Annotated in this window: 25 protein-coding genes and 2 tRNA genes; 16 read left to right on the top strand and 11 right to left on the bottom strand. The window is 47.6% G+C overall.

Translation table 11 applies throughout. The features are described from left to right. Positions 1-25: 25 nt before the first annotated feature. The 4 genes from IEV98_RS15835 to IEV98_RS15820 all read left to right on the top strand — a co-directional run bounded on the left by IEV98_RS15835 (position 26) and on the right by IEV98_RS15820 (position 3819). Positions 26-1948, top strand: coding sequence for a tetratricopeptide repeat-containing sensor histidine kinase (locus IEV98_RS15835; protein ID WP_188506994.1), 1923 nt, complete (start codon positions 26-28; stop codon positions 1946-1948). Beyond that, positions 1938-2579 (top strand): response regulator, encoded by a 642-nt coding sequence (locus IEV98_RS15830; RefSeq protein ID WP_188506993.1) that lies wholly within the window; start codon positions 1938-1940, stop codon positions 2577-2579. Before IEV98_RS15835 ends, IEV98_RS15830 begins: the two co-directional genes overlap by 11 nt. Positions 2580-2739: 160 nt before the next feature. Further along, complete coding sequence (locus IEV98_RS15825; protein ID WP_188506992.1) at positions 2740-3165, top strand: hypothetical protein; 426 nt, start codon at positions 2740-2742, stop codon at positions 3163-3165. 36 nt (positions 3166-3201) lie between these two features. Further along, positions 3202-3819, top strand: coding sequence for an SIMPL domain-containing protein (locus IEV98_RS15820; protein ID WP_188506991.1), 618 nt, complete (start codon positions 3202-3204; stop codon positions 3817-3819). 50 nt (positions 3820-3869) lie between these two features. Here IEV98_RS15820 and IEV98_RS15815 read toward each other — a convergent pair whose 3' ends face one another. Further along, positions 3870-4847: a GlxA family transcriptional regulator gene (locus tag IEV98_RS15815; protein ID WP_188507214.1), complete on the bottom strand. Its 978-nt coding sequence runs from the start codon at positions 4845-4847 to the stop codon at positions 3870-3872. Positions 4848-4988: 141 nt separating this feature from the next. Between IEV98_RS15815 and IEV98_RS15810 the strand changes: the two genes are divergently transcribed. The 5 genes from IEV98_RS15810 to IEV98_RS15790 are packed head-to-tail and all read left to right on the top strand — an operon-like array spanning position 4989 to position 7071. Then, a complete protein-coding gene (locus IEV98_RS15810; RefSeq protein WP_188506990.1) occupies positions 4989-5408 on the top strand; it encodes an SRPBCC family protein in 420 nt (139 codons plus the stop codon). A 26-nt stretch (positions 5409-5434) separates the two neighbouring features. Beyond that, positions 5435-5809, top strand: coding sequence for a DoxX family protein (locus IEV98_RS15805; RefSeq protein ID WP_188506989.1), 375 nt, complete (start codon positions 5435-5437; stop codon positions 5807-5809). Next, positions 5802-6182, top strand: coding sequence for an iron chaperone (locus IEV98_RS15800; RefSeq protein WP_188506988.1), 381 nt, complete (start codon positions 5802-5804; stop codon positions 6180-6182). Before IEV98_RS15805 ends, IEV98_RS15800 begins: the two co-directional genes overlap by 8 nt. A gap of 26 nt (positions 6183-6208) precedes the next feature. Next, positions 6209-6658: an SRPBCC family protein gene (locus IEV98_RS15795; RefSeq protein WP_188506987.1), complete on the top strand. Its 450-nt coding sequence runs from the start codon at positions 6209-6211 to the stop codon at positions 6656-6658. Between the two features lie 11 nt (positions 6659-6669). Continuing rightward, positions 6670-7071 (top strand): VOC family protein, encoded by a 402-nt coding sequence (locus IEV98_RS15790; RefSeq protein WP_188506986.1) that lies wholly within the window; start codon positions 6670-6672, stop codon positions 7069-7071. A gap of 17 nt (positions 7072-7088) precedes the next feature. Here the strand turns inward: IEV98_RS15790 and IEV98_RS15785 are convergent, their stop codons facing one another. The 4 genes from IEV98_RS15785 to IEV98_RS15770 form a co-directional block, all read right to left on the bottom strand. After that, positions 7089-8369, bottom strand: a complete 1281-nt coding sequence (locus tag IEV98_RS15785) for a sugar MFS transporter (protein WP_188506985.1) — start codon at positions 8367-8369, stop codon at positions 7089-7091. Between the two features lie 71 nt (positions 8370-8440). Beyond that, positions 8441-11914 (bottom strand): PVC-type heme-binding CxxCH protein, encoded by a 3474-nt coding sequence (locus IEV98_RS15780; protein ID WP_229738791.1) that lies wholly within the window; start codon positions 11912-11914, stop codon positions 8441-8443. Positions 11915-11953: 39 nt separating this feature from the next. Next, entirely contained in the window at positions 11954-13192 is a 1239-nt protein-coding gene (locus tag IEV98_RS15775) for a GDSL-type esterase/lipase family protein (protein WP_188506984.1), read from the bottom strand. A gap of 60 nt (positions 13193-13252) precedes the next feature. Continuing rightward, the gene (locus tag IEV98_RS15770) at positions 13253-14380 is read right to left on the bottom strand and encodes an FG-GAP repeat domain-containing protein (protein ID WP_188506983.1); all 1128 of its coding nucleotides are present in this window, start codon (positions 14378-14380) and stop codon (positions 13253-13255) included. A gap of 318 nt (positions 14381-14698) precedes the next feature. Between IEV98_RS15770 and IEV98_RS15765 the strand changes: the two genes are divergently transcribed. After that, positions 14699-15424 (top strand): DUF4397 domain-containing protein, encoded by a 726-nt coding sequence (locus tag IEV98_RS15765; RefSeq protein WP_188506982.1) that lies wholly within the window; start codon positions 14699-14701, stop codon positions 15422-15424. 40 nt (positions 15425-15464) lie between these two features. After that, a complete protein-coding gene (locus IEV98_RS15760) occupies positions 15465-16196 on the top strand; it encodes a DUF4397 domain-containing protein (protein ID WP_188506981.1) in 732 nt (243 codons plus the stop codon). Here the strand turns inward: IEV98_RS15760 and IEV98_RS15755 are convergent. Beyond that, entirely contained in the window at positions 16189-17202 is a 1014-nt protein-coding gene (locus tag IEV98_RS15755) for a DUF6929 family protein (RefSeq protein ID WP_188506980.1), read from the bottom strand. The genes IEV98_RS15760 and IEV98_RS15755 overlap by 8 nt on opposite strands. A gap of 195 nt (positions 17203-17397) precedes the next feature. On the opposite strand from IEV98_RS15755, the gene IEV98_RS15750 reads away from it, so the two are divergent. The 3 genes from IEV98_RS15750 (at position 17398) to IEV98_RS15740 (ending at position 19050) form a co-directional block, all read left to right on the top strand. Then, on the top strand, positions 17398-18180 hold the full coding sequence (locus IEV98_RS15750; RefSeq protein WP_188506979.1) for a carbon-nitrogen hydrolase family protein: 783 nt from the start codon (positions 17398-17400) through the stop codon (positions 18178-18180). A gap of 159 nt (positions 18181-18339) precedes the next feature. Further along, on the top strand, positions 18340-18819 hold the full coding sequence (locus tag IEV98_RS15745) for a DUF2975 domain-containing protein (protein ID WP_188506978.1): 480 nt from the start codon (positions 18340-18342) through the stop codon (positions 18817-18819). A gap of 3 nt (positions 18820-18822) precedes the next feature. Continuing rightward, entirely contained in the window at positions 18823-19050 is a 228-nt protein-coding gene (locus IEV98_RS15740; protein WP_188506977.1) for a helix-turn-helix domain-containing protein, read from the top strand. Between the two features lie 12 nt (positions 19051-19062). Here IEV98_RS15740 and IEV98_RS15735 read toward each other — a convergent pair whose 3' ends face one another. From IEV98_RS15735 to IEV98_RS15720, 4 genes are all read right to left on the bottom strand, one after another. Continuing rightward, entirely contained in the window at positions 19063-20649 is a 1587-nt protein-coding gene (locus IEV98_RS15735; protein WP_188506976.1) for a Na+/H+ antiporter, read from the bottom strand. Between the two features lie 51 nt (positions 20650-20700). Further along, positions 20701-21045, bottom strand: a complete 345-nt coding sequence (locus IEV98_RS15730) for a hypothetical protein (protein WP_188506975.1) — start codon at positions 21043-21045, stop codon at positions 20701-20703. 260 nt (positions 21046-21305) lie between these two features. After that, positions 21306-21381, bottom strand: a tRNA-Lys gene (locus IEV98_RS15725). Between the two features lie 58 nt (positions 21382-21439). Continuing rightward, a complete protein-coding gene (locus IEV98_RS15720; protein ID WP_188506974.1) occupies positions 21440-21814 on the bottom strand; it encodes a winged helix-turn-helix transcriptional regulator in 375 nt (124 codons plus the stop codon). A 133-nt stretch (positions 21815-21947) separates the two neighbouring features. Between IEV98_RS15720 and IEV98_RS15715 the strand changes: the two genes are divergently transcribed. Continuing rightward, positions 21948-22340 carry a DoxX family protein gene (locus IEV98_RS15715; RefSeq protein WP_188506973.1) on the top strand — a complete coding sequence of 131 codons (393 nt, stop codon included), beginning with the start codon at positions 21948-21950 and terminating at the stop codon, positions 22338-22340. Between the two features lie 116 nt (positions 22341-22456). Then, positions 22457-23311, top strand: a complete 855-nt coding sequence (locus IEV98_RS15710; RefSeq protein WP_188506972.1) for an NAD(P)H-binding protein — start codon at positions 22457-22459, stop codon at positions 23309-23311. A 262-nt stretch (positions 23312-23573) separates the two neighbouring features. Here the strand turns inward: IEV98_RS15710 and IEV98_RS15705 are convergent. After that, positions 23574-23660: transfer RNA gene (locus IEV98_RS15705), tRNA-Ser, on the bottom strand. Positions 23661-23702: the final 42 nt, after the last annotated feature.

Below are 23702 nucleotides of genomic sequence, written 5' to 3'. Positions count from 1 at the left end.
CGAATCACGGGTAGGAGCCCGCGCGTTGACAGGAAATGCTATCTTTGCCGCTGACGTGAAATGGTTGTTTTCGATAGTAGGACTTTACGTGGTGGTACTGGTGTGTCCGGGCCAAACGTTATATCCGGCACCCGGATCGAAATTCTCCGCGTTTGGATCGTTGCCCATTAAGACACCCGATTCCCTGCTGGCCGGTTGGCACGCGGCTCGCGATATCGATGAATGGATGGTTGCCGCGCAAGCGTTGATTCATTTTCATGAAACCGCCGGTACGCACGACTCCGTGATTTTCTATGCACGCGAGATGCAGCGGCGGGTGGCGCAAAGTGCATTAAATCAACCTGCGAAATTACGGTATACCGCATCGGCCGGGAATGCATTGGCACGGGCTTACCAGGAAAAAGGGCTGTACGAAGAAGCCTTGCGGCACTATTTGGGCGGGATAACTGCAGGCGAACAATTGGCCGATCCAGCTATCGTTGACCAAAACCGGTTTGGGAACGCCACCGTCTATTTTCTGCGCAAAGAATATCGGAAAGCTATTCCCATTTATGAGGAAATACGGACGCAATCGAAAGATACCGGTTTGGTGCAGCAAATAAACAAGCAACTGGGCAAGGCTTATCTAGCCCAGCGACAGCTACAGCGCGCGGATGAATACCTGAGTTTGGCCCAGCATTATTTTGCCAAGACCGGTGAACTGAAGCAGCTCCTGGAAACCCAGCTGTATCAAGCTAGGGTTGCCGAGGCAGGAGGCCGATCGGATAGTGCATTTGCGATGTATGAAGAGGTAAAGGACCGTGCATTGGAGCACCGGTATTTCGATACCTACATCCAGGCAGGGCAACGTATGGGGGATATGCTGATGGTGCAGAAAGATTACCATAATGCACAGATTCTCCTATCGATGGTCTATGTAAACGCCATGCAGTGGGAAGATTTGGAAGCTCAACGCGATGCGCTCAATAGCTTGCAGCAACTGCATGCTGCAATCGGCGATTATGAAAATGCGTATGCGCTCATGTCGCAATACCGGCGTGTTTCCGGCGAAATCGCCGAACAACAAAATCGCAGGGAAGTCAATGAATTGGAAGTCAAGTACCTTACTGCCCAAAAAGAAAAGGAAATAATAGTAAAGGAGAGTGAGCTCGGCTACCAGAAGACGGTAAAGTATGCGTTACTTATTGGCTTTATCGTGGTTTTAATACCGGTAATCGGCCTATTGTATGTTTATTACCAGAAACTACAGGCGCAGAGCAGGCTGAATGCCATCCGTGAGGAAGCCAGCCGACAGCAGATCGGGGCTATGTTGAAAGAGAAGGAACTGGAGCTGCTGGCTGCCTCCGTAGCCGGGCAGGAAACCGAGCGCAAACGGATCGCCCGCGAGCTGCATGATAGTATCGGCGGCAATCTGGCGGCGATAAAGATGCAGCTGTCGCTTACCGGACGTGATACAATTGATTTAGTGGAAAAGGTAGATGAAACCTACCAGCAGGTTAGGGACCTGTCGCATAACCTGCTACCCCAAAAATTCACCAATGTGGGGTTTACGGTATTGATTGAAACATACCTGCAGGGATTCCGCACAGTCCCGGAGACAGCCGTAACGTTTCGTGCGTATCCAGAGGCGGCGGTAAATGCATTGCCCACGCCATTGAAGGTGGTGGTGTATACCATTATTCAGGAACTGATGACGAATGCGCACAAGCATGCGAAGGCTGCACAGATTACCATTCAGCTTACACGGATAGATGGCGCATTGGTGTTGATTTTTGAAGACGACGGCAAGGGGTTCAATACCGAGAGCACAGCTGGCGGAATCGGGCTACGCAACATCCGGGAACGACTGAAGCCGCATGGCGGAACCATGGCAATTGATTCTAAGCCGGGGCGGGGCACGGTGATCGATATTGAAATTCCCTTAAATCATACGACGAATGAAGCATAACATTGTACTGGCAGACGATCATCGTCTGTTTTTAGAGGGGCTTGTAAGGCTCATTAAACAGGAAGAAGATCTGCATGTGCTTTATCACGCACATGGGGGCAAATACATCCTTCAGTATATCGAAAGCCATCCCGATGCAGTGATTGACTTGGTAATTACCGATATCAGCATGCCAGATTTAGACGGTATCGCACTAAACAAACAGCTGAAAGCCAAGCATCCGGAAATCAAAACATTGGTAGTAAGTATGCACATGGATACAAGCATGGTCGACGCGCTGGTCCAGTATGACGTGGATGGTTACCTCTCCAAGAATGCTAATTCGGCGGAGTTCTTACAGGCTATCCGGTCGATACTTGGGGGCGAGAAGTATTTTTCTGAATCGGTGAAGCAAGCTTATATCGATAGCGCGTTCAACAAGAAAAAGGAAACGTTGGAAATGCTTACCGAGCGGGAAAAGTCGATATTGAAACTCATTGCCGAAGAGTACACTACCCAAGAGATTGCCGATAAGCTGTTTTTGAGTAAACATACCATTGAAACTTATCGGAAAACACTATTTGCTAAACTAAATGTGCGCAACCTAGCCGGGCTGACCAAATACGCCATTAAATTGGGGCTGGCAGAATAAGACACCCCTGAAAACAGGGGTGTGGTTTTCGAGGAAAACCGTGTTGGTCGTTCCCTGGTTTTGCCGGACCTTTGTTTCCAATCAATATCCGATGATTACAGCGATCATCACCCATATTGTCGGATATTTTAATTATTTTTTTACTTATAAATTTAAGCACATGATTTACGGCATCACACTTATTTTACTCAGCATTATCGCTGTGCCATCACTGATCTTATCGCGGAAGCCGAATGCGGCGGAATTACTGGAAAAAGTAGCCCCTTTTCAAGGTTGGATTGGCCTGGTCTTTTGTTTTTTCGGAATTTGGGGTATCCTGCAAGCTATGCTGAATTTGGGGTGGCTTACATCGGCTCCGATTTGGTGGGCGACATTGCTGGCCGGCAGCGTGGTGCAGGCAGGTCTCGGATTTATGCTGGGTTACCCGCTCATCAGCAAGTTGTTTTTGTCAAACAGCGTCACCGCAAGAGAGAAGGCAGAACGTCTGCGGGCACGGGTGGCTCCCCAACAGGGCCGACTGGGTGTCGTGGGCATTTTGGTAGGTGCATGGATGGTCATCGCATCATTTATAGTTGTGGTGGCATAGTGCCATACGCTTAGTGATTGAAAAACTCAAACTTATATGATGATGAAACAGCTATGCATGTTTACCTGCGCGATGATGCTATCCGCCACACTGTTTGCCCAAGAAACCGTAATTGAAGTGCAAGGAACGGCCGAATATCAGCGTGAGGTCGAACGATACCAAGCGGAGATTACCGTATCACCGTTAAATTACTACAGCTATGATCAGCAGGATAAGCCGTCGTTAGACGAGCTAACCGAGCAGTTTTTTGAACGCATGAAAGGAATCGGTTTCGACCGGAGCCGGTTTAAGCCGGCAGAGAAGCCAAAATACTATTCATCTGCACAAGAAGAAGAATCCATTATTTTACAGTTTGATACGTCATCTGAGGCGGAATTGAGCAAACTCGTGAACATAAAAAGACTGAACGGGATTTACGTATCTGGTGGGCAGACCTATTATAAGCCCTTGACCAACCCGGAAAAAATTATCGCAGCTGCACTAAAGGACGCCCGCGAGAATGCGGCTGCCATTGCCAAAGTCTTGGGAAAGGATGTAGGAGACGTGGTATTGGTGACCGACCAAAGTCGGCTGTACGCCGGGCAGCCCGATGCATTTTACGCAGGTGAGGAAACGGGCAAATATTACCTGTTGGTGAAATTCGCTACAAAATAGCCGACAGCTAATCTATCGAATTTTCCTTGGTTGTCAAGATCCTTAAATAATCATACCTCATTGGCCACCCTTGCAAACTTATTCCGGTACTCAATTGGCGTAAGTCCGGTGATCTTTTTAAAGGTGTCCCGAAAGGCTTTCGTATCCGTATAACCTACATCAAACATGATTTCGGTTACATTCTTTCTTGATGCTTCAAAGAATTTTTTGGCGGCTTCTATTCGCACGCGTTGTATGTACTCGATGGGGGTATTGTTGGTAGCTTCTTTAAATTTCCGTTCAAAAGTTCTGCGGCCGGTATTGATCAATGTTGCCAATGTTTCTATTGATATTTTATCGCAATAGTGCTGTTCAATGTAATCCTGCACTTTTTGAATGTCATCGTCACCGTGATTCCGTTGACCTTTAAATATCGCGAACTGAGATTGGCTATCCCGCCCGATATCCAGTGCAAAATATTTGGAAATCATCACCGCTGTTTCCCGATCCGCAAACTTTTCAACCAGGTATAAGATTAAATTCCATAAACTGCTCGCACCACCGCTGCTGTAAATATTATCATGTTCTGTTATGATCGCGCCGTCCTCTACTTCCACGTCGGGATATCGTTCTTTGAATTCGTTAATATGGGCCCAATGTGTAGAGCATTTTTTGCCGTTAAGTAGTCCTGTTTCGGCCAAAAGAAAGGCGCCGATACACAAACTGGCCAAACTTGAACCGTTCTCGTATAGCTTTTTAAAATAAGGTATCGCTTCTGCGTTGGCCTGAATTCCTTTGGCGGTATCACCAAAGGTAGGCGGTATGATCAGTAAGTCCGTTTCGGTTACATCGCTGAGCAACCGATCGGTTTTGATCATATATTCACCATTGTTGGCAGGTACGTAATCTTTTAAGCCTACATATTCCACTTTAAAAATGGGCTTTTTACCAAATGTGGTTAAAAACTCATTGGCAGTGTTAAAGGTTCTGAATGGTGGTGTAACGGCTTCAATCACCCCATATTCAGGTACAAATACAGCAATATGCATATCAACCAGTGTATGAAGCCGCAAGGTAAAAAATAGTTTTGTCATAATTCACCCCCCAAATTGTCATTTTCACTACAGTCACCGTTTTGTTCCTTGTCGTAATTTTGAATTGTAAAATTTAACAAACAAAAATTAGTAACAATGGCACAAGTAACAAGAATCTCGGTAGAAGCTACTGTAAATGCTCCCGTAGCAAAAGTTTGGAAGGCTTGGAATACACCAAGCGACATTATGCAATGGAACACGCCTGATCCAAGCTGGCATACCCCAAGCAGTGAAAACGACCTGCGCGTGGGTGGTAAGTTCAAGAATCGGATGGAAGCGAAAGACGGTAGTTTCGGCTTTGACTTTGAAGGTACTTATGATGCAGTAGAGCTGCATAGGGAAATCACGTATACCATGCCTGATGGACGACGAGCTACCTCATTATTTACCGAGCAAAATGGCGAAACCCACATTGCAACCACCTTTGATGCAGAAACAGAAAATGACCCTGAATTTCAGAAACAAGGATGGCAAGCCATCTTGGACAATTTTGTGAAATATGTCGAATCAAACTAATTTATAAACCGTTAATTGTGAATAAGATGAAAAAGAATAAAATAATCTTTTGGATAGCGACAGTCATCATTATCCTTTGGGAAGGTGTGATGCCGCTTAGCACCCTGCTTTTTGCACCGGAACAAGCAACCGTAGGGACAAAGCCGTTGGGCTATCCCGATTACTTCGCATACACACTGATCATTTGTAAAGCACTCGGCGTTATAGCGATTTCCCTCCCTAACTTATCAAGTAAGGTAAAGGAATGGGCGTATGCAGGGCTTGCCTTCAATTTGATCTTTGCATTCATCAGTCATGCCTGCGTAGATCAAAACATAGGATTCATGCTGTTGCCGCTTGTGGTGTTGGGTATTCTGGCGGTTTCTTATCTATACAACAATAAAATCCGGACCAATGGCTAAGACCGATTATCAAACTATTGACGAGTATCACCAGGCATTCGGTGGTGAAACGTTAGCGCGGATGCAAACCGTCCGGAAAATCATCAATGAACTAGTGCCCGATGCAACGGAAAGCATCAGCTATCAAATACCTTGTTTTAAATACCACGGCTATTTGATCTATTACTGTGCATTTCCCAAACACATCTCCTTGTCGCATCCCTATAGCGATGCATTTTGGGAACACTTTAAGGCTGACCTGGTGGGATACAAAACCAGTAAGTCGGTTATCCAGATTCCAATGGATAAGCCACTGCCGGAAGCGCTGATTAATAAAATCGTGGCATTCAGGAAAAAGGAAAATGAGACAAAGGCAACAAGTAATAAGAAATAAGTAATCACCAATTAAATTTTAATACAATGGAAAATAATTCAGTTTCATTACATCGGGTAATCAAAGCCAGTCCAGAAAAGGTATTTCGGGCATTTTCCGACCCCATAGCCCATTCAACGTGGCTTCCGCCTTACGGTTTTATATGCACCGTGCAGCACATGGATTTCAAGGTTGGGGGGAAGTATCACATGACGTTTATCAATTTCAGCACCGGGAATGGACATTCTTTTGGTGGATCGTATCTTGAAATTAAACCCAATGAATTGATTAAATATACCGACACGTTTGATGACCCCAATTTACCTGGAGAAATGACAACAACGGTATGGCTCAATGCGGTTTCAAGTGGTACCGAACTCAAGGTGTTACAGGAGGGGATTCCTGCGGTAATACCAGCAGAAATGTGTTATTTAGGCTGGCAGGAATCGCTAGAGAAGTTGATAAAGCTTGTAGAACCTGAGATTCCTGATGCTTAATTTAATCGATTATGACTGAGCCTAACAACGGTAAATTTGTGAGTGCGGTTTTCGTCACATTTTCTGGTAATTGTCGGAAAGCACTCACATTTTATCAAACATGCTTTGGTGGCACATTGCATTTTGAAACTTTTGAAAAAGAATTGCAAGGTTACACCGAAATGCCTGTCGTTAGTGGGTCGCTTGTGTCCGATAACATCATTATTCACGGTTCGGACCTGGTACACAACGAAGGAAGGATACTTGGGAATTACCTGTCTATTTTTTTGCATTGTAAAAAAGCGGATGATCGACAAGCGCTTATTGAAAAGCTGAAATTTGATAAGACCAATTCTTCTGACACGAATGATGACAGCCAAAGACTTGTTGAAATAACCGATGCGTTTGATGTGAGGTGGATATTGGGTGTTTAATAAATGAGTTCCTGAAACTACACACGAATTTTATATCCCGCAATTGCGTAGTAGGCAATGAATGCAAATAACGGTATCGGGACAAAAAAGCCTGCGGACATGCCGTAGATATCAGAAACGTAGCCCATTAATGGAGGGAATACGGCCCCGCCACCAACGGACATCACTAAAAAAGAAGCCCCTTGCTTGGTGTGGGTGCCCAAGCCCCTAATAGCTAAAGCAAATATGGTTGGGAACATAATGGACATGAAAAAGAAAACGCCATAAAGTGCAACTAATGACGTCCATCCCAGTTTTAACGATACGATGGGCAATAATGCGCATACGATTAGTGCATAACAAGCTAACATATTGGAGGGCTTAAAGTACCTCATCAGCGCACTTCCGGAAAAGCGGCCGATCATAAATAGAAAGAAGCCCAGTGACAAAAAATAAGGGCCGTACTGCACGTCAAACCTGGGGTGCATGTCATGATCCGTGACAAAATTGATCAAGTAGCTGAATACACCGGTTTGAGCAGCCACGTAACATGCTTGTGAAGCAACACCCCATTTAAAGTGCTTGTTTTTCCACAATGGTTTCTTCGAAATGTAAGCGGGATGCGAAGGATCGGAAATTTCCATTTCACCACCGGGGGTAGGGGCAGCTCCGTGTGCGTGCATCAAATCCTCTTCATCAATTTTAGGCAGCTTTAATCGGGAGAAAGCAAAGGCAATGGCGAGAACGGATAATCCGATGATAGCGAAGGGGAGGACAATGGAGATCATTTTCTCGCCTTCGACATGACTGCGGTTGCCGTAAATAGATAGGGCAATCAGCGGACCCACTACCCACGCAAAACCATTGAACGATTGGGCGATATTGATTCGCCTTTCTGCCGATTCGGGAGGGCCCAGCTTGGTGGTATAGGGGTTGGCCCCGGTTTCCAGTGTTGCCAAACCTGCGCCGATAACCAATAAGCAGAATAAGAATAGCACAAACGACTGCAGCGGCGCCGTGCCCGCGGCAAGTAATGCACCTATCCCGAAAAGACTCAATCCGAATATGATTCCCTTTTTATAGCCGTATTTTTTGGTATACAGACCGGCCGGTATGGCCATGCAAAAATAGGCCCCATAGAGCGAGACCTGTATAAAACTCGACTGCCACTTTTTCAAGTGCAATAATTCTTGGAAGTTCTTATCTAGCGTGTCCAGTAAGCCGTGTGCGATTCCCCAGGTAAGGAACAACACACTGATGGCCATGAAAGGCGTGGCATAATTCACACCATCTTTAATGAAAATTGATTTTTTGCTCATAAATATAGGTCCTTCCTTGAAAATGGAAGCTGTCTAAAATAGCGAAATCTGTTGAATTCCAAGCAAAAAATCTATTTTCCCATGACCAATCTGGTTTGCGCGCCGCCGTCGGCAAGGCTTACCAACAGCGATCCTTCCTTGCGCACATTCCGGTCTATTGCGAGTGTAATCTGCCGTGTTCCCGGGGCAAGCGAAGCGGTGAGTTTGCCATTTTGAATAGCTGCGGCTGTTGCATCCGCCCAGCCCGTTATACCGTTCGCGTCGTTAAAGCTAAGTGTCACATCACCCGGTGTAAGGACTTCTAGTTGGAACTTTACAAAGCTATAGTGCCTGTCTCCACCAGTTTCTACAATCGGTAACTCGCTGATTGGCAGTGCCCCGGAAACGGTGCTGTAGTGAGACGGTCCGCCCAGTTTGCTATCTTCGGAAACAACCTGGATACCACCTTCTTTAATCCGTTTCAACACGTCATCATCGGATGGCAATGCTTCCCAGCGCCTTACAAACCGATCTGTAGGTACCCTGAAGTCGCCAGATGTACCCAGTTTTGAGAGGAAAGTGATCAGGTCGATAAATTCCTGTTCATCCAGGCTTGCTGTTAGTCCGGGAGGCATGAGCGAACCCGGTACTTTTTCTCTGGTCTGTATATTGTCTTTCGGAACGGGGACTTCACTACCGGTGAAATCCCTTACGACGATCTCGCTGGGCTTGTCGGCGACCAGATACCCGATGATTTCACTGCCATCTTTGCGAACCACGCGTTGCATCTCATAGCCTTCTTTGATCGATTCGGTCGGAAAGATAACCGATTTAATGATCGTTTCAGCTGGAGAGCTTGTTCCAAGACTGCTTAGATCAGGCCCGATAAGACCGCCGGCTCCGCCGATTGCGTGGCACGTCAGGCAGGCAAGTTCCCGTTTGCGGAAAATTAACTCCCCATGGACGGGATTACCTCGTTTCTGTACTTCGGAAGCGAGGTTCTTGATTTGATCAGGATTGAGATCCAGTGACATGCGCTCAACCGGCAATACGCCGCCGGAAGCTTCCAGGCCTTGGATCAGTAATTTGACTTCAGCTGCTTCCCTGCGGCCTCCGGGGATTGCGCTTTGCAGGTGTTGGCGGGCCGCAATCGCTACGGCTTCCGGTATCCGGCTAGTTGCTAGTTGTTCGGCCAGTGCATTGGTCCGCGTACTATCGGTGATAAATGCGCTAAATACGTCTTGAGCCTGCTCCGGGTTCTCCAGCTTGTTGAGCAATCCTACTCCGATCCTGGCCGCTTCAGGCGCATTCAGGTTTGCCAGCTGCGAAACAGCTAGCAAACGAAGATCCAGTGGATGTTGTTCCCTGGTCAGGCCTTTCAGTACGGTTTGTGCGTCTGCCGGGTTTATGGCTGCTAGCGCCCCCATGGCGGATTTTGCATAGTTACGATTTGCGTGGTTCACCAGTTTTTTAAGCGAAGACTGGAGCGATGTTACCTTCAACGCTCCGGCTACTTTCATCGCTGCGATGGCAGAAGCTTCGTCGGTACCACTTATAATCGTTTGGAGGCGGTCGAGTTGGCGATTTGCTGTTACCTGCCTGTTCAATGCGGCATCTGCAACAGCAGTGAGCTCCGCGGATACGTCGCGTTTATGTTCGGAAAATCCGTTGACAGCAACGTCTAGAATGTCATTCAGGTCTTTTACCTGGCCCCGTCCGGCTATGGCCGATAGGGCATCTTTTTGATATTGCTGGGGAACTTGACCCTTTTTATAAAGCTGTGTTAATAAGGTGATCGCCTCCGTACTGGCTGCCGACTTTAATGCATACGATGTTTTCGTCGGATTCCCGAAGAACTCCGGATCGCTTTTCAGGCTGTCCATCCAATTGGGTTCAAATTGCCGTATGGTTTGCCATAACGCAAAGTCAAGGAACTCATCCATCGGCTGATCCAACACATCCAGGGCTGTTTTTGCTGCCATAGCACCGTTTAGGTATCTCAGCGCAATAACGGCTTCGAGACGTACCTGCGGGTGTGTATCTTTGGTCGCTTTTTGCAGGATGGCATCCAGGTTATCGACTTTGTTATGCCAAAGTTGTAATGCCCGCAGGGCTCCACTCCGTACTTCGTGGCTTTGCGCGTTCAATAAGCTTTCCAGAAGCGGGGCGTTGTAGTTGTCAATCGCTTGTGATACCCATAATCCTTCGAGCTTCAGTCTTTCGTAATCGCTGCTTTTTTTGTCAAGCTTATCGATCCAGTTTTGCAGCGGCGCGGCAATTTCGTTAGCTCCTTTCTCTTTCAGTAACTGCCGGGCCTGTGATCGCGTCCATGCCTCGGGCGCTTTCAATGCATCCAAAAGATCAGCTACAGCAGCGCCGACTAATTTTGGCTTTTTTACCAACGATCTGTTTTTAGCTGTTATGCGCCATATCCGGCCACGTTCCCTGTCACGCCGGGGATCGTAGAAGTCAACTTCTCCATGCTGGATGATCGGGTTATACCAATCGGCAATGTAAATGGCACCGTCCGGTCCGACTGAAATATCTACCGGCCGAAAGGCAACATGGTCCGTCCAAAGCAGGTCGGACATTTGCTTGGAAGCGTATCCACTACCTTGGCCTTCTAGTTGGAAGCGATTGACGCGGTTGGCGCGGAAGTCATTGGTGATCAGGCTACCGGTCAACGAATCAGGTAAATGCCGCCCGGAGACGATCTCCAAGCCGGAGTGTTTTGGCTGTCCCGGATTCAGTCCACGAAGTATTCTTTCGGCGCCCGGAGAAGTAAGAAAAGTAGCGCCCGGAAACGCATAGTTGATTCCTTCTTCCCCGGCGCCATCAGTGAGAAACGATTGTCCATACTGGTCAAAACGGAGTCCCCATGGATTCACAAGCCCTTTTGCATAAACATCAAGTTCAAGGGTATGCGGCTGGAGTTTCCATACGCCACCTCCCTCAAGCCGTCGGATGCCCCAGGGAGTTTCCACGTGGCTATGGATGTAAATCGATTGGTTGAAGTACAGCCTCCCTTCAGGCCCCCAGCGAAACGTATGGATCAGGTGGTGCGTATCTGCTGTTCCGAACCCGCTTAGTATTTTTTTTCGGGTGTCTGCCTTGCCGTCACCATCCGTATCAGACAGGTGAAGGATTTCCGTGGAGTTCGCCACATAAACCCCACCGTCGCCAGGGAGAATACCGGTGGGCTGATTCAGGCCATCTGCAAAAACGGTTGATTTGTCGGCAACGCCGTCCCCATCGGTATCTTCAAGGATGAATACTTTGTCGTTGGCTTCCTCTCCGGTTTTTGAGAGTGGATAGGCTGTGCTACTGATAACCCACAACCGTCCCTGAGCATCCCAATTCATTTGGATAGGTTTTATCACAAGTGGTTCGGCGGCAAATAAGGTAACCTCAAATCCGTCAGCGATCTGGAAAGATTCCAGTTCTTTCTCGGGATCATGCTCACCATACTCCTTATCATCATCCTTATTGATGGAACAGGCGGTCAATAGCAGCATCGGTATAACCAGTAGTCTTTGGAAGGTAGCTAATTTGCTTATCAATTTCATCTATGTTGAGATTGCAATATGAAGATTATGCGTTTATTTTCAGTTGCTGGACGTGGAACTGAGATTGAGTTCATACGTTTTGACGACCGGCTTTCGGTGCAGTTTAATTTGTTCTTCCAGCCCGGCAATGAGGGAATTCAGATCATCAAGCCCCTGTTTGTGCCGGCCTTGTTCGTACGCTCTGAATCCCAGAATATACGTCCGGTTCATTGGGCGGTATTGCTGAAAAAATAGTTTATTCTTTTTGACGATGTCATTACAGATCCTGATAGCCTGCTCCTGCGAGACGCCATGATCGAGCACGACGCCTTTTGCCCAGTCGGCTGCCGATGCCGTAACCAATTGCTGTCCGTTTTCCATTAAGGTGTAACGCCCGTTTTTCAGCCCGTTTATCTGCACAGATACGGACGTTTTTGCACTTGATTTTCTCGAAGCGATTTCGGGGAGGGGAAGGATAGCCTCTTGCAGGCTGAAAACAATTTTTTCGTCTTGGCTGGAAATGATTTTGGCGGGACCGGAAGCCGTAGCTTTCGCGTTGGATGTCTCCACGGTTACTTTTGATTCCCGGGGTGGCCATCCCAAGGCCTGTTCGAGTACCTGGGCAAGGTAGTAATAGCCCGCGTCATTCAGGTGAATGCCGTTGTCGAGAAATAGGTTATTAGTGTTTCCAGCAATGGGCGAATAAAGGTCTACGTACCTTTTTTTGCGTTTTGACGCGATCGATGAAATCGCATCAGCATACAGCTTAAGGTTTTTGTTTTGAATAACCGTGTTTTCCAGGCTGCCCGCAAGTTTTACGGGAATCGTTGACAGCAGGATCGTTTGCGCGCCAAGGGCATCGACCGAATCAATAATTGCTTCGAGCCCCTCGACGAACCGATTGAGTCCCTCTTTCCCATTTTGAGATTCAACGCCGCCGTAAGCAATCAATACATGGTCGGGATTAGTACTTCTGATTTGCTGAAACAATTGCTGATAGGGGGTAGGTGGCGTCGTAAACGTGCTGCGCGCTTCTGCGAATACATTGTCGCCGGTCCAGCCGAGGTTCCGGAACGTAAGATCCAGATCGGGCCAGCGGCTGGTCATGGCAAATTCGAGATACCCTTTTTCCAGTTCGTTTTCGAAGAGCGAGCCCCCCAAAAAAACGATCCGACCTCCTTGTTTGAACGCTAACGGAACAGGACTTTCCTGTCTTTGGGCCCGAAGCTGGAGGCACGTACCGGCCAGCAGTGTAAAGCATAATACGCTGGCTAACAAAAATGATTTTGTCTTTGACATTTGGGATTTGAATAATGATGTGTCGGCAAATAAAATTAAGATGGGTTGTTCGTCATGACCTTATTTAAGCCCCTCGTTGAAAAATACCCAGAGGCCGTCTTTTCCAGCTACAACAATGTCACTTCTTCCAGAACCTCTCAAGTCGGCAACCTGCATATAGATGCCGGTGCCTTTTCCGATACCCGGAGGGCCATAAGCTATGCTGTTTTTTGTGAATGATTTGCCATCCCAGGTGAAGTAATACAAACCGACCTCATCGTGCGCGCCGGGGTCGCCATCGTTGTGCGCTCGATAGCGTTTGCCGGTTATCAATTCCGGTTTGCCATCACCTGTGATATCGGCCCAAACCAATTCGTGATATTGGGAAGCGGTGTCATCGATCAGGTGTTTTTTGAAAGAACGCTTTCCGTTGGCGCCGATCTGCTGTTCGTACCAATAGATGCCGTAGTCATGCGCCGTACCAGCAATAAGATCATTTTTGCCGTCTCCGTTTAGGTCGGTCACGATAATCGGGATACTGGCATGCGCCCCCATGTCAAAATCGGGATGAAAGACCCACTGATTTCCCCCCTTATTTTCTATCCAGCCATTTTTGACGATGAAGTCACCTTTCCCGTCACCATTAATGTCACCAAAACCAAGTCCATGACTTTTATAATCCCCCACTTCGTAACGAACAAATTTGCCAGGGCCTTCGAGCTTAAAATAATGAAGTGGCGAATTGGGGGTATTGGGCACAATCTCGACCTGTCCGTCGTTGTCCAGGTCCCATGCTCTCACGGTTTCGACGTTTCCTACTTTCGCGATTTCGTGGGCTGGCCATTGTTCGTTTGTTCCCGGATTTTCGTGCCAGCGTAATGCCTCACCAAACCAACCACCGGTAACAAAATCCATGCGCCCGTCTTGGTTGACATCCAATGGAATTGTCGCGAAGTCGTCGAAATATTCCCCAAATGCCGGCTGATCCCCCAATCTATGGCGTTTGCGGAAGAGGGTAGTGGCATCGCCTTCGTTAAGATAATAAAAATCGCCTGAAACCAAATCGGGCTTGCCATCGTTATTCACATCTATGACGCCGACCGACTCAAAACTTTCGGCCGCAACAAAATACGGTTTGAATGCTATTTTTTCTTTTTGTTGCGCCCATACAAAAGTGGCGGTAACACTGCAAAGAAAAAGAGTTGACATAAGCGTCCGGGTACCTATTCTATGGGACACAGGAATAAAATTGAACATAATCGTTTTTAATTGATTTTTTTATCGTGCCGAAAAGTACTAACAAAAGTCTTCTCAACTATCCTGTTCTCCCCTGTAGGTGGCATAAATTTTTTAAGGCCGGTTATCCGTTTTAAACGGACCCAAACGAAATGGGCGTAAATTTGTTTTACGTTATAGATATTATCCATGTCGAATCGAAAATGTACCGCGCGTCTAATAAGCTAATGGACAATATCAAAATGCAAATGGCGGTTGTAGCATTTGTTTAGCTCCATACGTTAGTAAGGTATGAAAAAGTTGAGTTTGATCGTTGCTGTGGTAGCCAGCGTTGGGCTGCTTGGCAGTTGTTTAAAAGGTGGTGATCCGCAACCTGAACGGGTAGGTGGTATGACCTTTATCAATACGTTTATTGAGTCCAATGGGGGCGTATATTACTATGTGGACCGCAATACGATACAGGGACTGAATCCACTTCCATACCGGAGCTATGGACCCCAATGGCCTGTATACATCTACCCCGGGGAGGCGCGCCGCTTGGAAATCTATTCGACGTATCAGGAAAACAGACTCGTCGATACAGCACTGACCGTGCAGGACAGCGTGTATTATTCTTCCATTGTATACGGTACGCATGATGATCCTAGGCATTTCGTCACTGAAGATCGGATACCTGAAAACGTGGACGACCCTCAGGCCATTGCTGCGGTGCGATTTTTTAACCTGGCAAATAGCGACCATCGGATAACCCTACGCATCGGTGATATCGAGCCGGTCGCTGCCTTCCGTAACCGGCCGCTGGAAACGCCCCAAACTGGCAAAGCAGGAGAGGCATTTATACCGGTGGCTACCGGTACCTATACGCTAAGCGTAGTGGATGAAGAGGGGGAAACGGTGGCAACGCGACAGGGTACGGTTGACCTGCCTGCGGGTAGCTATACGAGTGTTTTCCTTACGGGCGATGAACGCGATGCAAGCACCTTCTACGTAGGGGTAGTGCGGCAATGGGTCAATTAAGTAACCACAGCATGTTATGAAAACCAACTATAATTCCGTTATGAAGAGAAGAGTACCCCTTGCCTTAGCGCTGTCTCTCTTGTTAGGGATGGTCCTGCTGGGCGGTTGCATAAAGGACGAGGAGCCTGAACCGGACGTCCGTTCGGGATTAGCTGTCGTTAACGCATTCTCGGAGGCAGAGGCGGTTCTACATAGAGTGGATGTAGGACGCGGACTTCAGCCATTGAATCAGGGGTTACTATACCGGAGTGTTGATTTTTATGCGATACCCAGTCGCGATAATTTACAGATGGAAATCATTTCGTCTAATGAATCGGCTCAATTGGTGGATACCACGCTTGTGTTGCTGGAAAATAAATATTATACATCGTTCCTCTTTGGTACGGAAGCGACTCCGCAACACTTCCTGACCGAGGATCGTGTGCCGGATGATACGGAAGATCCGGCAGCCATCGCTGCCGTGCGCTTTTTTAATCTCGCCGAAACGTCCCACCGCGCAACGTTACACATCGCGGAAGCAGAACCGATTGAGGCCTTCCGCGACCGACCTACCGAAACACCGGCAACCGGCAAAGCCGGTGAGGAATTTATCGCGACAACGAATGTTGGAACGCACGTATTGACCATACGGGATGAAGACGGCGAACAACTTGCCCGGCGCACAGGCGTCGCGCTGGATCCCGGTGACTATTTGACCATATTCCTAACGGGTGATGGTGGAGAGTCGGCTCCTTACTACATCGGCGTTGTACGTCATCGGGGCGTTAATTGACGTAAGAACGGCATAAAGGGACATCAAGCCGATAAACCGTCGCCGTATCGGTGGCGTTGTCATTATCCTCACAGAGTAAAAACGAAACGCCATCCGATTCCGCAGGGTAGGAAGTAATCCCTTCGAATTTCTGCGAGCGGGAAATAACCTGGGTGGACAGGAGCTTCCGGCTCTCTAGATCGATGGCACCGAACAGGCTTCCGCCGACTTGGCCATCATGGTAGGTGGATTGGCCTGCCTCCGCCGTAGCGATGAAATACAGGGTGTTCCCGACAATCGTCGCGTCCGAAAAGCCGAAGGACAATCCGTCGATCAGGGGCAGCTCGATTTCATCAAATGCGAGCTGGAAATTCTTGGTGAGGTTAGGCCCGTGAACGGTAAACAGGACGTTTCGTCCGCTCGGGCCGTTCCCCCGGTTCAGGAATAACCAATCGGTGCCATAGGCTGCGGCCCCTTCGATATTGAAGTCATCCGGGGCGATCCCAGCAACCAGACGCATGGCTTCGTATAAATCATGCAGCTGCAAGGTGTCGATACGGCGGTCGGCCTTGGAAACCGCAAACCCAACTTCCCGGGCAGGGGTAGAACCCGATCCGAAAACAAACACCGCATCGTTCCGCTCGACGATGGCTTCAAAATCCATCTTCTGCGCCTTGGCGACCTGTTCGGTCTGCGCTCCATCCCTGAGCAAGTGCCGGGTCAGCTGCCCGGTAGCCATGGGGTATTCGTAAAGGTAATTGCCATTATCGGATACCAGATGGATAAGGCCGTTGGAATAGGTGATCCCCGAAGCGGCACTGATGCCAATGATCTTTAAAAGCGCCTGTAGGTAAAATCCATTCATGGTATTGTAAAATAGTTCAGTAAGCAACGGCTTACCTCGTTCGATGTCAATCTTGTTCCAATGCACAAGTATACGTAAATTCGGAGAATCAGAACGATGGGCCGCGACGGTCGATGATGGAGAGTGGCGCCTGTCATACCTGTCTCGGTAGGAGACAGGCATGCAGGTCTTTATGAATATTGCGTTTACTTTTAATTTTGCAACACCACAAAAATAGAAATCAGTTTAGAATAATTATAAATAATATTCAATCACTTGATGTTTGTGACCTGCGGATTACATTTTCCCACAGCGAAGGTATCATGTTCTTTGCGTCATACTTGGCATAACGAATAAAAATTACCGTAATTTAGTACCATGAAAATCGCATTGGCTTCGCCACCGATTTGCCCGGATAGGGAACAAAGAGGGGCTTGGTTAGAGCAGCTTACACAGGCTGCTAAGTTCAGTGGGGCGACGATTGTCTGTTTCCCCGAGTCGTTCCTGCCCGGATATCCGGGTATGGGCTACGCAAGCAGCGATAGGACGCCCGAGGCTCTGGAAAGGGCGTTGGCCGATGCGCAGGCCATCGCTGCCCGGCACGGTATCGCTATCATCTTGCCCATGGACTGGTTCATCGGCGATAAGGTGTATAACGTGGCGCAGGTCATTGCTGCCGATGGACAAATAATGGGGCATCAGGCCAAGGTACAACTGGATCCATCTGAAGACGACATATGGACCCCGGGTGATACACGGCAGGTGTTCGAGGTGAATGGGCTGGTGTTCGGCATCGCCATATGCCACGAAGGATTCCGCTATCCCGAAACCGTACGCTGGGCCGCTCGGCAAGGGGCGAAGGTGGTGTTCCATCCTCATTTTTCGGGCGGGAATAAGGAGGGAATCGTTTTGCAAGAATGGGGCCATAAGGACAATCCGTATTATGAGAAGGCCATGCAGATGCGGGCACTGGAAAACACCATCTATTTTGCCAGCGTGAACTACGCCACAACCTACCAGGAATCGGGATCTGCCATCATCGCCCCGGATGGTATGTGCTTGGTCCATCAACAGTATGGCGAGCCGGGAATTACGGTTAGTGACATCAACTTGGAAAAGGCCACTGGATTCTTGGCCAACCGGTTTAAGCCAATACAATAATTCATCACTTTTTGGTCTGTCTCGTCTTGGAACCGGATGTTGGTCGGATAGCGTTCGGTCTGTAACTACCGGTTTTAATGTCTGTAATTAATAAATATTTATTGTTTATCAATAATATTTTATTATATTTGCTGCGTAGAAATAAATTCGTGAATCAGTATGAAAAGTATTTCAATAGTATTCCTTCAGGCAGCCACCGTGCTTATCGGCATGGTAGCACTTGCCATATTGATTTGGTTCCCCTTTACTGAGGGGCGATCCACAAACTTAGACGTGTTCAGTATTTACGCTGACCCGTTCATCTTGTATGGGTACGCGGCGTCAATCGCTTTTTTTGTCGCATTGTACAACGCATTCAAATTACTTGGCTGCATCGGACAAAATAAGGTGTTCTCATCAAACGCTGTCAGGCGGTTAAAGAACATCAAGCGATGTGCGATCATCCTAGGTGTTTTGATCGTGCTGGCCGGACTTTTCATAAAGTTATCCCATCACCAGGAGGACGATCCTGCGGGTTTTCTTGCCATGTGTATCGTCGTTACATTTGTTTCTATCGTAGTTGCAACGGCTGCCGCCATATTTGAAAAAATATTGCAAAATGCAGTAGATATGAAATCTGAAAATGACTTAACAATTTAAGCGATGCCCATTATTGTAAATTTAGACGTGATGATGGCGAAGCGAAAAATTTCGCTGAATGAACTTTCTGAAAGAGTTGATCTGACATTATCCAATCTTTCTATCTTGAAAACAGGAAAGGCGAAAGCAATTCGTTTCAGCACTTTGGAAGCAATTTGCAAAGCATTAGACTGCCAACCGGGCGACATTTTGGAATATTTGAATGCAGAGGAGAAGGCAACCGATCCGTAAGTCGTTTTCGAGCTATACAATTTTCAGCCGTTCTTCCTCCAGGTCCAGCTGATACAATTGCTGGCGGATGATTTCTTCGTCGATCTTCGGATTTTTATTCAGTTCGGTCAGATATCTGCGTTGTGACTCAATGAGCTCAATGAAAATTGCTTTGGTTTTTTCGTTCATCCAGGCATCTTCTTCCATCGATTTTGTCCGTTCTTCCCATTGCTTCATGAATTTATCCATCCCTGTCATTCCGATCAGGTCGGCTTCGTATTTGTCTTTAAGGAATCGGTAAACGTGTTGTTTCAATCCCTGTTTCATTTTCCTGCGAGTGGCTTCCTCGTCTTCCTCATCAAAAACCCCATCGAATAATGCGGTTCTTCTAATCAAATACGGAAGTGTTAAACCCTGTACCAGCAGCGTGAGTAATATGGCCACAAAGGTGATAAAGAGAATCAGATCCCGGTGCGGAAAAGCCATTCCATTATCGAGCTTGACGGGTATGGCCAACGCTGCGGCCAATGATACTACCCCCCGCATCCCGGTCCAGCCCAAGAGCACCGGCATCCCCCAACGTCTTCGAGCAGAAGTAAACTGCGGACGCAGACCCGGTCGGAAGATCGCGGTGGCTATCATTGCAGCATATGAGCTGATTATCCTTGCGCCAATCAATACGGCCGTAACTAACATACCGTACCCGATTGCAGTTCCTAACGGAATACCCTGCGCACGGATTCCGGCTACAATTTCGGGAAGCTCCAATCCGATAATCAGAAATACGATTCCGTTTAGGATAAAAACAAAACTTTCCCAAACGCTGTAACCCCGTATCCGGCTCGTGCTGTTTAAAAATTCCAGTCTTTTCAAAGACATCAGCAAACCGCCCGATACGACTGCCAGTACACCCGAGGCGTGCGCCTGCTCAGCCGCCCAATACATGAAATAGGGACTGATGAGTGTAAAAACAATGTCTGACGGCGCATCGGTAGGTAGCCTTTTATGAATCTGTACAAAAAGCCAACCCAGGAACAAGCCCATTCCGGCACCACCAAAAACCATCCATAGAAAACTGGTGGCGGCTTCCGCCCAAATAAATTGGCCCGTGCCGACGGCCACCAACGCGAAGCGAAAAATAATGAGCGAAGAGGCATCGTTCAGTAAGCTTTCGCCTTCCAGAATAGCTGATGTGGATCGCGGTATTTTTACAAATTTAGTGATGGCTCCGGTGCTTACCGCGTCGGGTGGGGATACAATCCCACCCAGCAGGAAACCCAATGCGATGGTAAACCCCGGAATGTAATAGTTGGCAACTAAAGCCACGCTGAACGCAGTAAAGAATACCACTAAAAAAGCAAAGCTGGTAATCATGCGCCACCATTTCTTCATCTCTTTGAAGGAGGCAGACCACGCCGCCTCAAACAACAAAGGCGGGAGGAAAATGAAAAAAATCAAATCGGGATCTATTTTCACCATCGGTAAACCGGGAATGAAACAGATTAGCAATCCGGCCACAACCAGCAGTATGGGATAGGCGATTTTCAGTTTTTTGGCTAGCATATTCAGCAGCACAATAAGCGCCACCATTGCGAGCAGAAAAGGTAAAAGTGTGTGCATAAGCCAGGGTAAAAAGCGTACGGTACCTACCAAACACAGCGAGAATCAGCGCTAGAATCTAAACGGATATTTCAACCATATCAGCAGTAATGGCAAGGCCAGGAATGGGATTTCAATCAATGCCATTTTGTAGTCACCTGCCCGTAAAGACAGCGCCATGATGAGTACGATGGTCACCGCATTTAGAACATTGCCGATAAAGAATGTTTGCGGGAAGAATAACATCAATCCTACAAGGATCGAAAATACACCGAAAAATGGCATGGCAGATTTCGTGATGCCAAGATTGGCTAACATTTTTGCTTGTTCGCCATTGGCTGGTTGGAAAGCATCCCAACCGTGCTTGACGCTCAGGAATGCTGATACTAGCAATAGAATTGAAGCTACGATTTTCATATAATGTGATTTTTCGCAAGTTTTTGCAATATAGCTGTTCAAGAGCCCGTAAGCCCGGTTTAATCAGTTGCCGATGTGATTTTGAAAATCATGACGGTTTCATATATGGTGTTTATAATATTGTTGTTGAATTTGATGGAATAAATATAAAATATTTGTGACTATTTTCCATACGTATTTGTGCTTTTGGTGGATGGGTTCAGCCTATGGGTATATGCACAAAAAAAAGCTCTTTCTTTTAAGGAAGAGCTTTCGTAAACTGGTGACCCCGGACAGGTTCGAACTGTCGACCCACTGATTAAGAGTCAGTTGCTCTACCAGCTGAGCTACGGAGTCTGGTACTTTAAAGAGATCAGGGATTTTGAAATCCGACGCAAATATAAAAAAATATGCATTAGCCTGTGGGATTTTTTTTCCATTCGCTCATCAACCGATTGCGATGTGCCATGCCCCATATACCCAATGCGTCAATTACCGGTTTTAAGGTTTTTCCATAATCGGTAAGGGTATATTCCACAACAACGGGATAGGAATCGTGAATAACCCGTTTTACAAGACCGTTGATTTCCAGATCCCGTAGCTCTTTGGAGAGCATACGGTCGGTAATGCCATTTACTTCCTTCGATACTTCGGAGAAGCGCTTGTCACCCAGCCAAAGGGAGAGGATAATAGGAAGTTTCCACTTGCCGCTCAGCAATTCCAGGGCATCTCTCACCGGCCGGATTTTATTTTGGCATTCCGAATGATCCAATTTAAGTGACTCTTCCATCGCTATGGATTATTTGTTCCTTCGCAAAGATAGCCTATTACATTGAAAAACAGAAACTATACAACAGTATAGTAATATATAATATATAGCTACTATCAACTATCTTTGTCCCCATCAAAAAATTGTATGGCATATGAAAAAGAAACTTGTTTATTGGATTACTACGGGATTGGTATCATTGATGATGTTATTTAGTGGTTACGCGTACTTCACAGATTCCAGCGTCCAGGCAGGGTTTGTTCATTTGGGTTTTCCTAATTATTTCAGGATACAGCTGGGCGTAGCCAAGATTATCGGGGCATTGTTGCTTTTACTACCCTTTATACCGACAAGGGTAAAGGAGTTTGCCTATGTGGGTTTTGGCATCACTTTCATTTCGGCCGCCATCGCTCACATCGCCAGCGGTGATCCTACATCCGTGGTGATTGGGCCGATCATCGCATTTGTCGTATTGGCGGCATCTTATGTGTCTTTGCAACGGTTGACACCTGAAATGGCCAGTAGGATGCGTGAAAAATCCGAATAATACGCCTTTGCCGAGCGTTCCTGACCTGGTCCTCTGATTTCCCGCATTGGCCGATTTGTTCAATTTTTTAATCGCGGTGTCGTATAGATTTGCCGGTAAATAAAAATAATGAACTTATGATTGCATTGACAGGAGCAAGTGGGCACCTGGGGCAGCTGACCCTCACCCACCTTTTGCAAAAAACACCGGCAAGCCAATTGGTGGCCATCGTGCGCGACCCCGCAAAATTGGGGACTCACCGGCACCCCGGTATTGCCATCCGTACCGCAGACTACGATGACACGGTTGCTTTGGAGGAAGCGTTGGACGGCGTGGAAACGCTACTTCAGGTATCTTCTTCTGCCTCGGGATCTGTTGCAAGCAGGCAGGAACTTAATGTGGTACAGGCAGCCGCGGCCGCTGGTGTCCGGAAAATCGTGTATACCAGTACGCTTGTCCCGGGGGCGGATGCTGTATTTTTGGCTGGCCGAACCTGCGGGGCGACCGAGCAGGCCATCAAAGACCGCGGGCTTGCCTATACGTTCTTCAGGAATAGCATGTACTTCGAGACCATACCGCTTTTCATTGGAAATGCGCTGCAGGACGGAGTGATTTATTATCCGGGAGGCAACGGGAAGGTCAGTTTTGTGAGCCGTGAGGATATCGCCGAAGCGCTGGCTATTGTGTTGACCGAATCCGGCCAGCACGAAAATGTTGATTACCGGATTACCGGTGCTGAGGCGCTTTCGTTTGCGGGTTTGGCGGGACTACTCAACGCTCGAAAGGGGGTGGATGCCGCGTACCTCGATATTCCCGAAGCGGATTTTGTGGAGGAACTGGGGAAAGCGGGTGTGCCGCAGGCCGAAATCGAATTCACCGTTAGCATGGCGGCGAGTATCCGCGCTGGGGAATTCGAAGCAGTGGACGATCGATTGGAAAAGTTGCTGGGACGGAAACGCAGGGCTGTTAGCACGTATATCGGAGAACTGTAGGTCTAGTTGGCCAGTTGGTTTGTAGAATAAAAAAACCCGACGATAGCCGGGTTTTTTTGGGCTTAGCGGTGAGGGAGGGATTGGCTGTATCCCGCTGTGCCAGCGCGCAGGGCCACAGCCATCTCGGATAGGGGGCTTCAAAGCAATAGCAAGCTATTCACTTCGCTCATTACTTTTGTCGTTTTTAGCTTTTGTTTGAGCGAGCTCAGAAAAGCCAAAAAACGACAAAACCCGACTATTGTCGGGCTTGTTATTCCTTTTGCGGTGAGGGAGGGATTCGAACCCTCGGTACCGTTTCCAGTACGACAGTTTAGCAAACTGTTCCTTTCGGCCACTCAGGCACCTCACCGTTTTGCGCCTGCAAACGTACTACAAAAAAATGAATTTCGGA

Origin of the sequence: Parapedobacter pyrenivorans (genome assembly GCF_014636865.1) — a bacterium.
GTDB classification, from domain to species: Bacteria; Bacteroidota; Bacteroidia; order Sphingobacteriales; family Sphingobacteriaceae; genus Parapedobacter; species Parapedobacter pyrenivorans.
This window is presented reverse-complemented; position numbering and strand designations above follow the sequence as displayed.

What these genes read in the sequence shown, in the direction of transcription:
- IEV98_RS15830 (WP_188506993.1), top strand. Translation starts at nt 1,938, where the DNA reads ATGAAGCATAACATTGTACTGGCAGACGATCATCGTCTGTTTTTAGAG.
- IEV98_RS15810 (WP_188506990.1), top strand. Translation starts at nt 4,989, where the DNA reads ATGGCACAAGTAACAAGAATCTCGGTAGAAGCTACTGTAAATGCTCCC.
- IEV98_RS15785 (WP_188506985.1), bottom strand. Translation starts at nt 8,369, where the DNA reads ATGAGCAAAAAATCAATTTTCATTAAAGATGGTGTGAATTATGCCACG.
- IEV98_RS15760 (WP_188506981.1), top strand. Translation starts at nt 15,465, where the DNA reads ATGAAGAGAAGAGTACCCCTTGCCTTAGCGCTGTCTCTCTTGTTAGGG.
- IEV98_RS15825 (WP_188506992.1), top strand. Translation starts at nt 2,740, where the DNA reads ATGATTTACGGCATCACACTTATTTTACTCAGCATTATCGCTGTGCCA.
- IEV98_RS15755 (WP_188506980.1), bottom strand. Translation starts at nt 17,202, where the DNA reads ATGCCTGTCTCCTACCGAGACAGGTATGACAGGCGCCACTCTCCATCA.
- IEV98_RS15820 (WP_188506991.1), top strand. Translation starts at nt 3,202, where the DNA reads ATGATGATGAAACAGCTATGCATGTTTACCTGCGCGATGATGCTATCC.
- IEV98_RS15770 (WP_188506983.1), bottom strand. Translation starts at nt 14,380, where the DNA reads ATGTCAACTCTTTTTCTTTGCAGTGTTACCGCCACTTTTGTATGGGCG.
- IEV98_RS15710 (WP_188506972.1), top strand. Translation starts at nt 22,457, where the DNA reads ATGATTGCATTGACAGGAGCAAGTGGGCACCTGGGGCAGCTGACCCTC.
- IEV98_RS15740 (WP_188506977.1), top strand. Translation starts at nt 18,823, where the DNA reads ATGCCCATTATTGTAAATTTAGACGTGATGATGGCGAAGCGAAAAATT.
- IEV98_RS15775 (WP_188506984.1), bottom strand. Translation starts at nt 13,192, where the DNA reads ATGTCAAAGACAAAATCATTTTTGTTAGCCAGCGTATTATGCTTTACA.
- IEV98_RS15790 (WP_188506986.1), top strand. Translation starts at nt 6,670, where the DNA reads ATGACTGAGCCTAACAACGGTAAATTTGTGAGTGCGGTTTTCGTCACA.
- IEV98_RS15715 (WP_188506973.1), top strand. Translation starts at nt 21,948, where the DNA reads ATGAAAAAGAAACTTGTTTATTGGATTACTACGGGATTGGTATCATTG.
- IEV98_RS15800 (WP_188506988.1), top strand. Translation starts at nt 5,802, where the DNA reads ATGGCTAAGACCGATTATCAAACTATTGACGAGTATCACCAGGCATTC.
- IEV98_RS15780 (WP_229738791.1), bottom strand. Translation starts at nt 11,914, where the DNA reads ATGAAATTGATAAGCAAATTAGCTACCTTCCAAAGACTACTGGTTATA.
- IEV98_RS15735 (WP_188506976.1), bottom strand. Translation starts at nt 20,649, where the DNA reads ATGCACACACTTTTACCTTTTCTGCTCGCAATGGTGGCGCTTATTGTG.
- IEV98_RS15730 (WP_188506975.1), bottom strand. Translation starts at nt 21,045, where the DNA reads ATGAAAATCGTAGCTTCAATTCTATTGCTAGTATCAGCATTCCTGAGC.
- IEV98_RS15745 (WP_188506978.1), top strand. Translation starts at nt 18,340, where the DNA reads ATGAAAAGTATTTCAATAGTATTCCTTCAGGCAGCCACCGTGCTTATC.
- IEV98_RS15720 (WP_188506974.1), bottom strand. Translation starts at nt 21,814, where the DNA reads ATGGAAGAGTCACTTAAATTGGATCATTCGGAATGCCAAAATAAAATC.
- IEV98_RS15815 (WP_188507214.1), bottom strand. Translation starts at nt 4,847, where the DNA reads ATGCATATTGCTGTATTTGTACCTGAATATGGGGTGATTGAAGCCGTT.
- IEV98_RS15765 (WP_188506982.1), top strand. Translation starts at nt 14,699, where the DNA reads ATGAAAAAGTTGAGTTTGATCGTTGCTGTGGTAGCCAGCGTTGGGCTG.
- IEV98_RS15805 (WP_188506989.1), top strand. Translation starts at nt 5,435, where the DNA reads ATGAAAAAGAATAAAATAATCTTTTGGATAGCGACAGTCATCATTATC.
- IEV98_RS15795 (WP_188506987.1), top strand. Translation starts at nt 6,209, where the DNA reads ATGGAAAATAATTCAGTTTCATTACATCGGGTAATCAAAGCCAGTCCA.
- IEV98_RS15750 (WP_188506979.1), top strand. Translation starts at nt 17,398, where the DNA reads ATGAAAATCGCATTGGCTTCGCCACCGATTTGCCCGGATAGGGAACAA.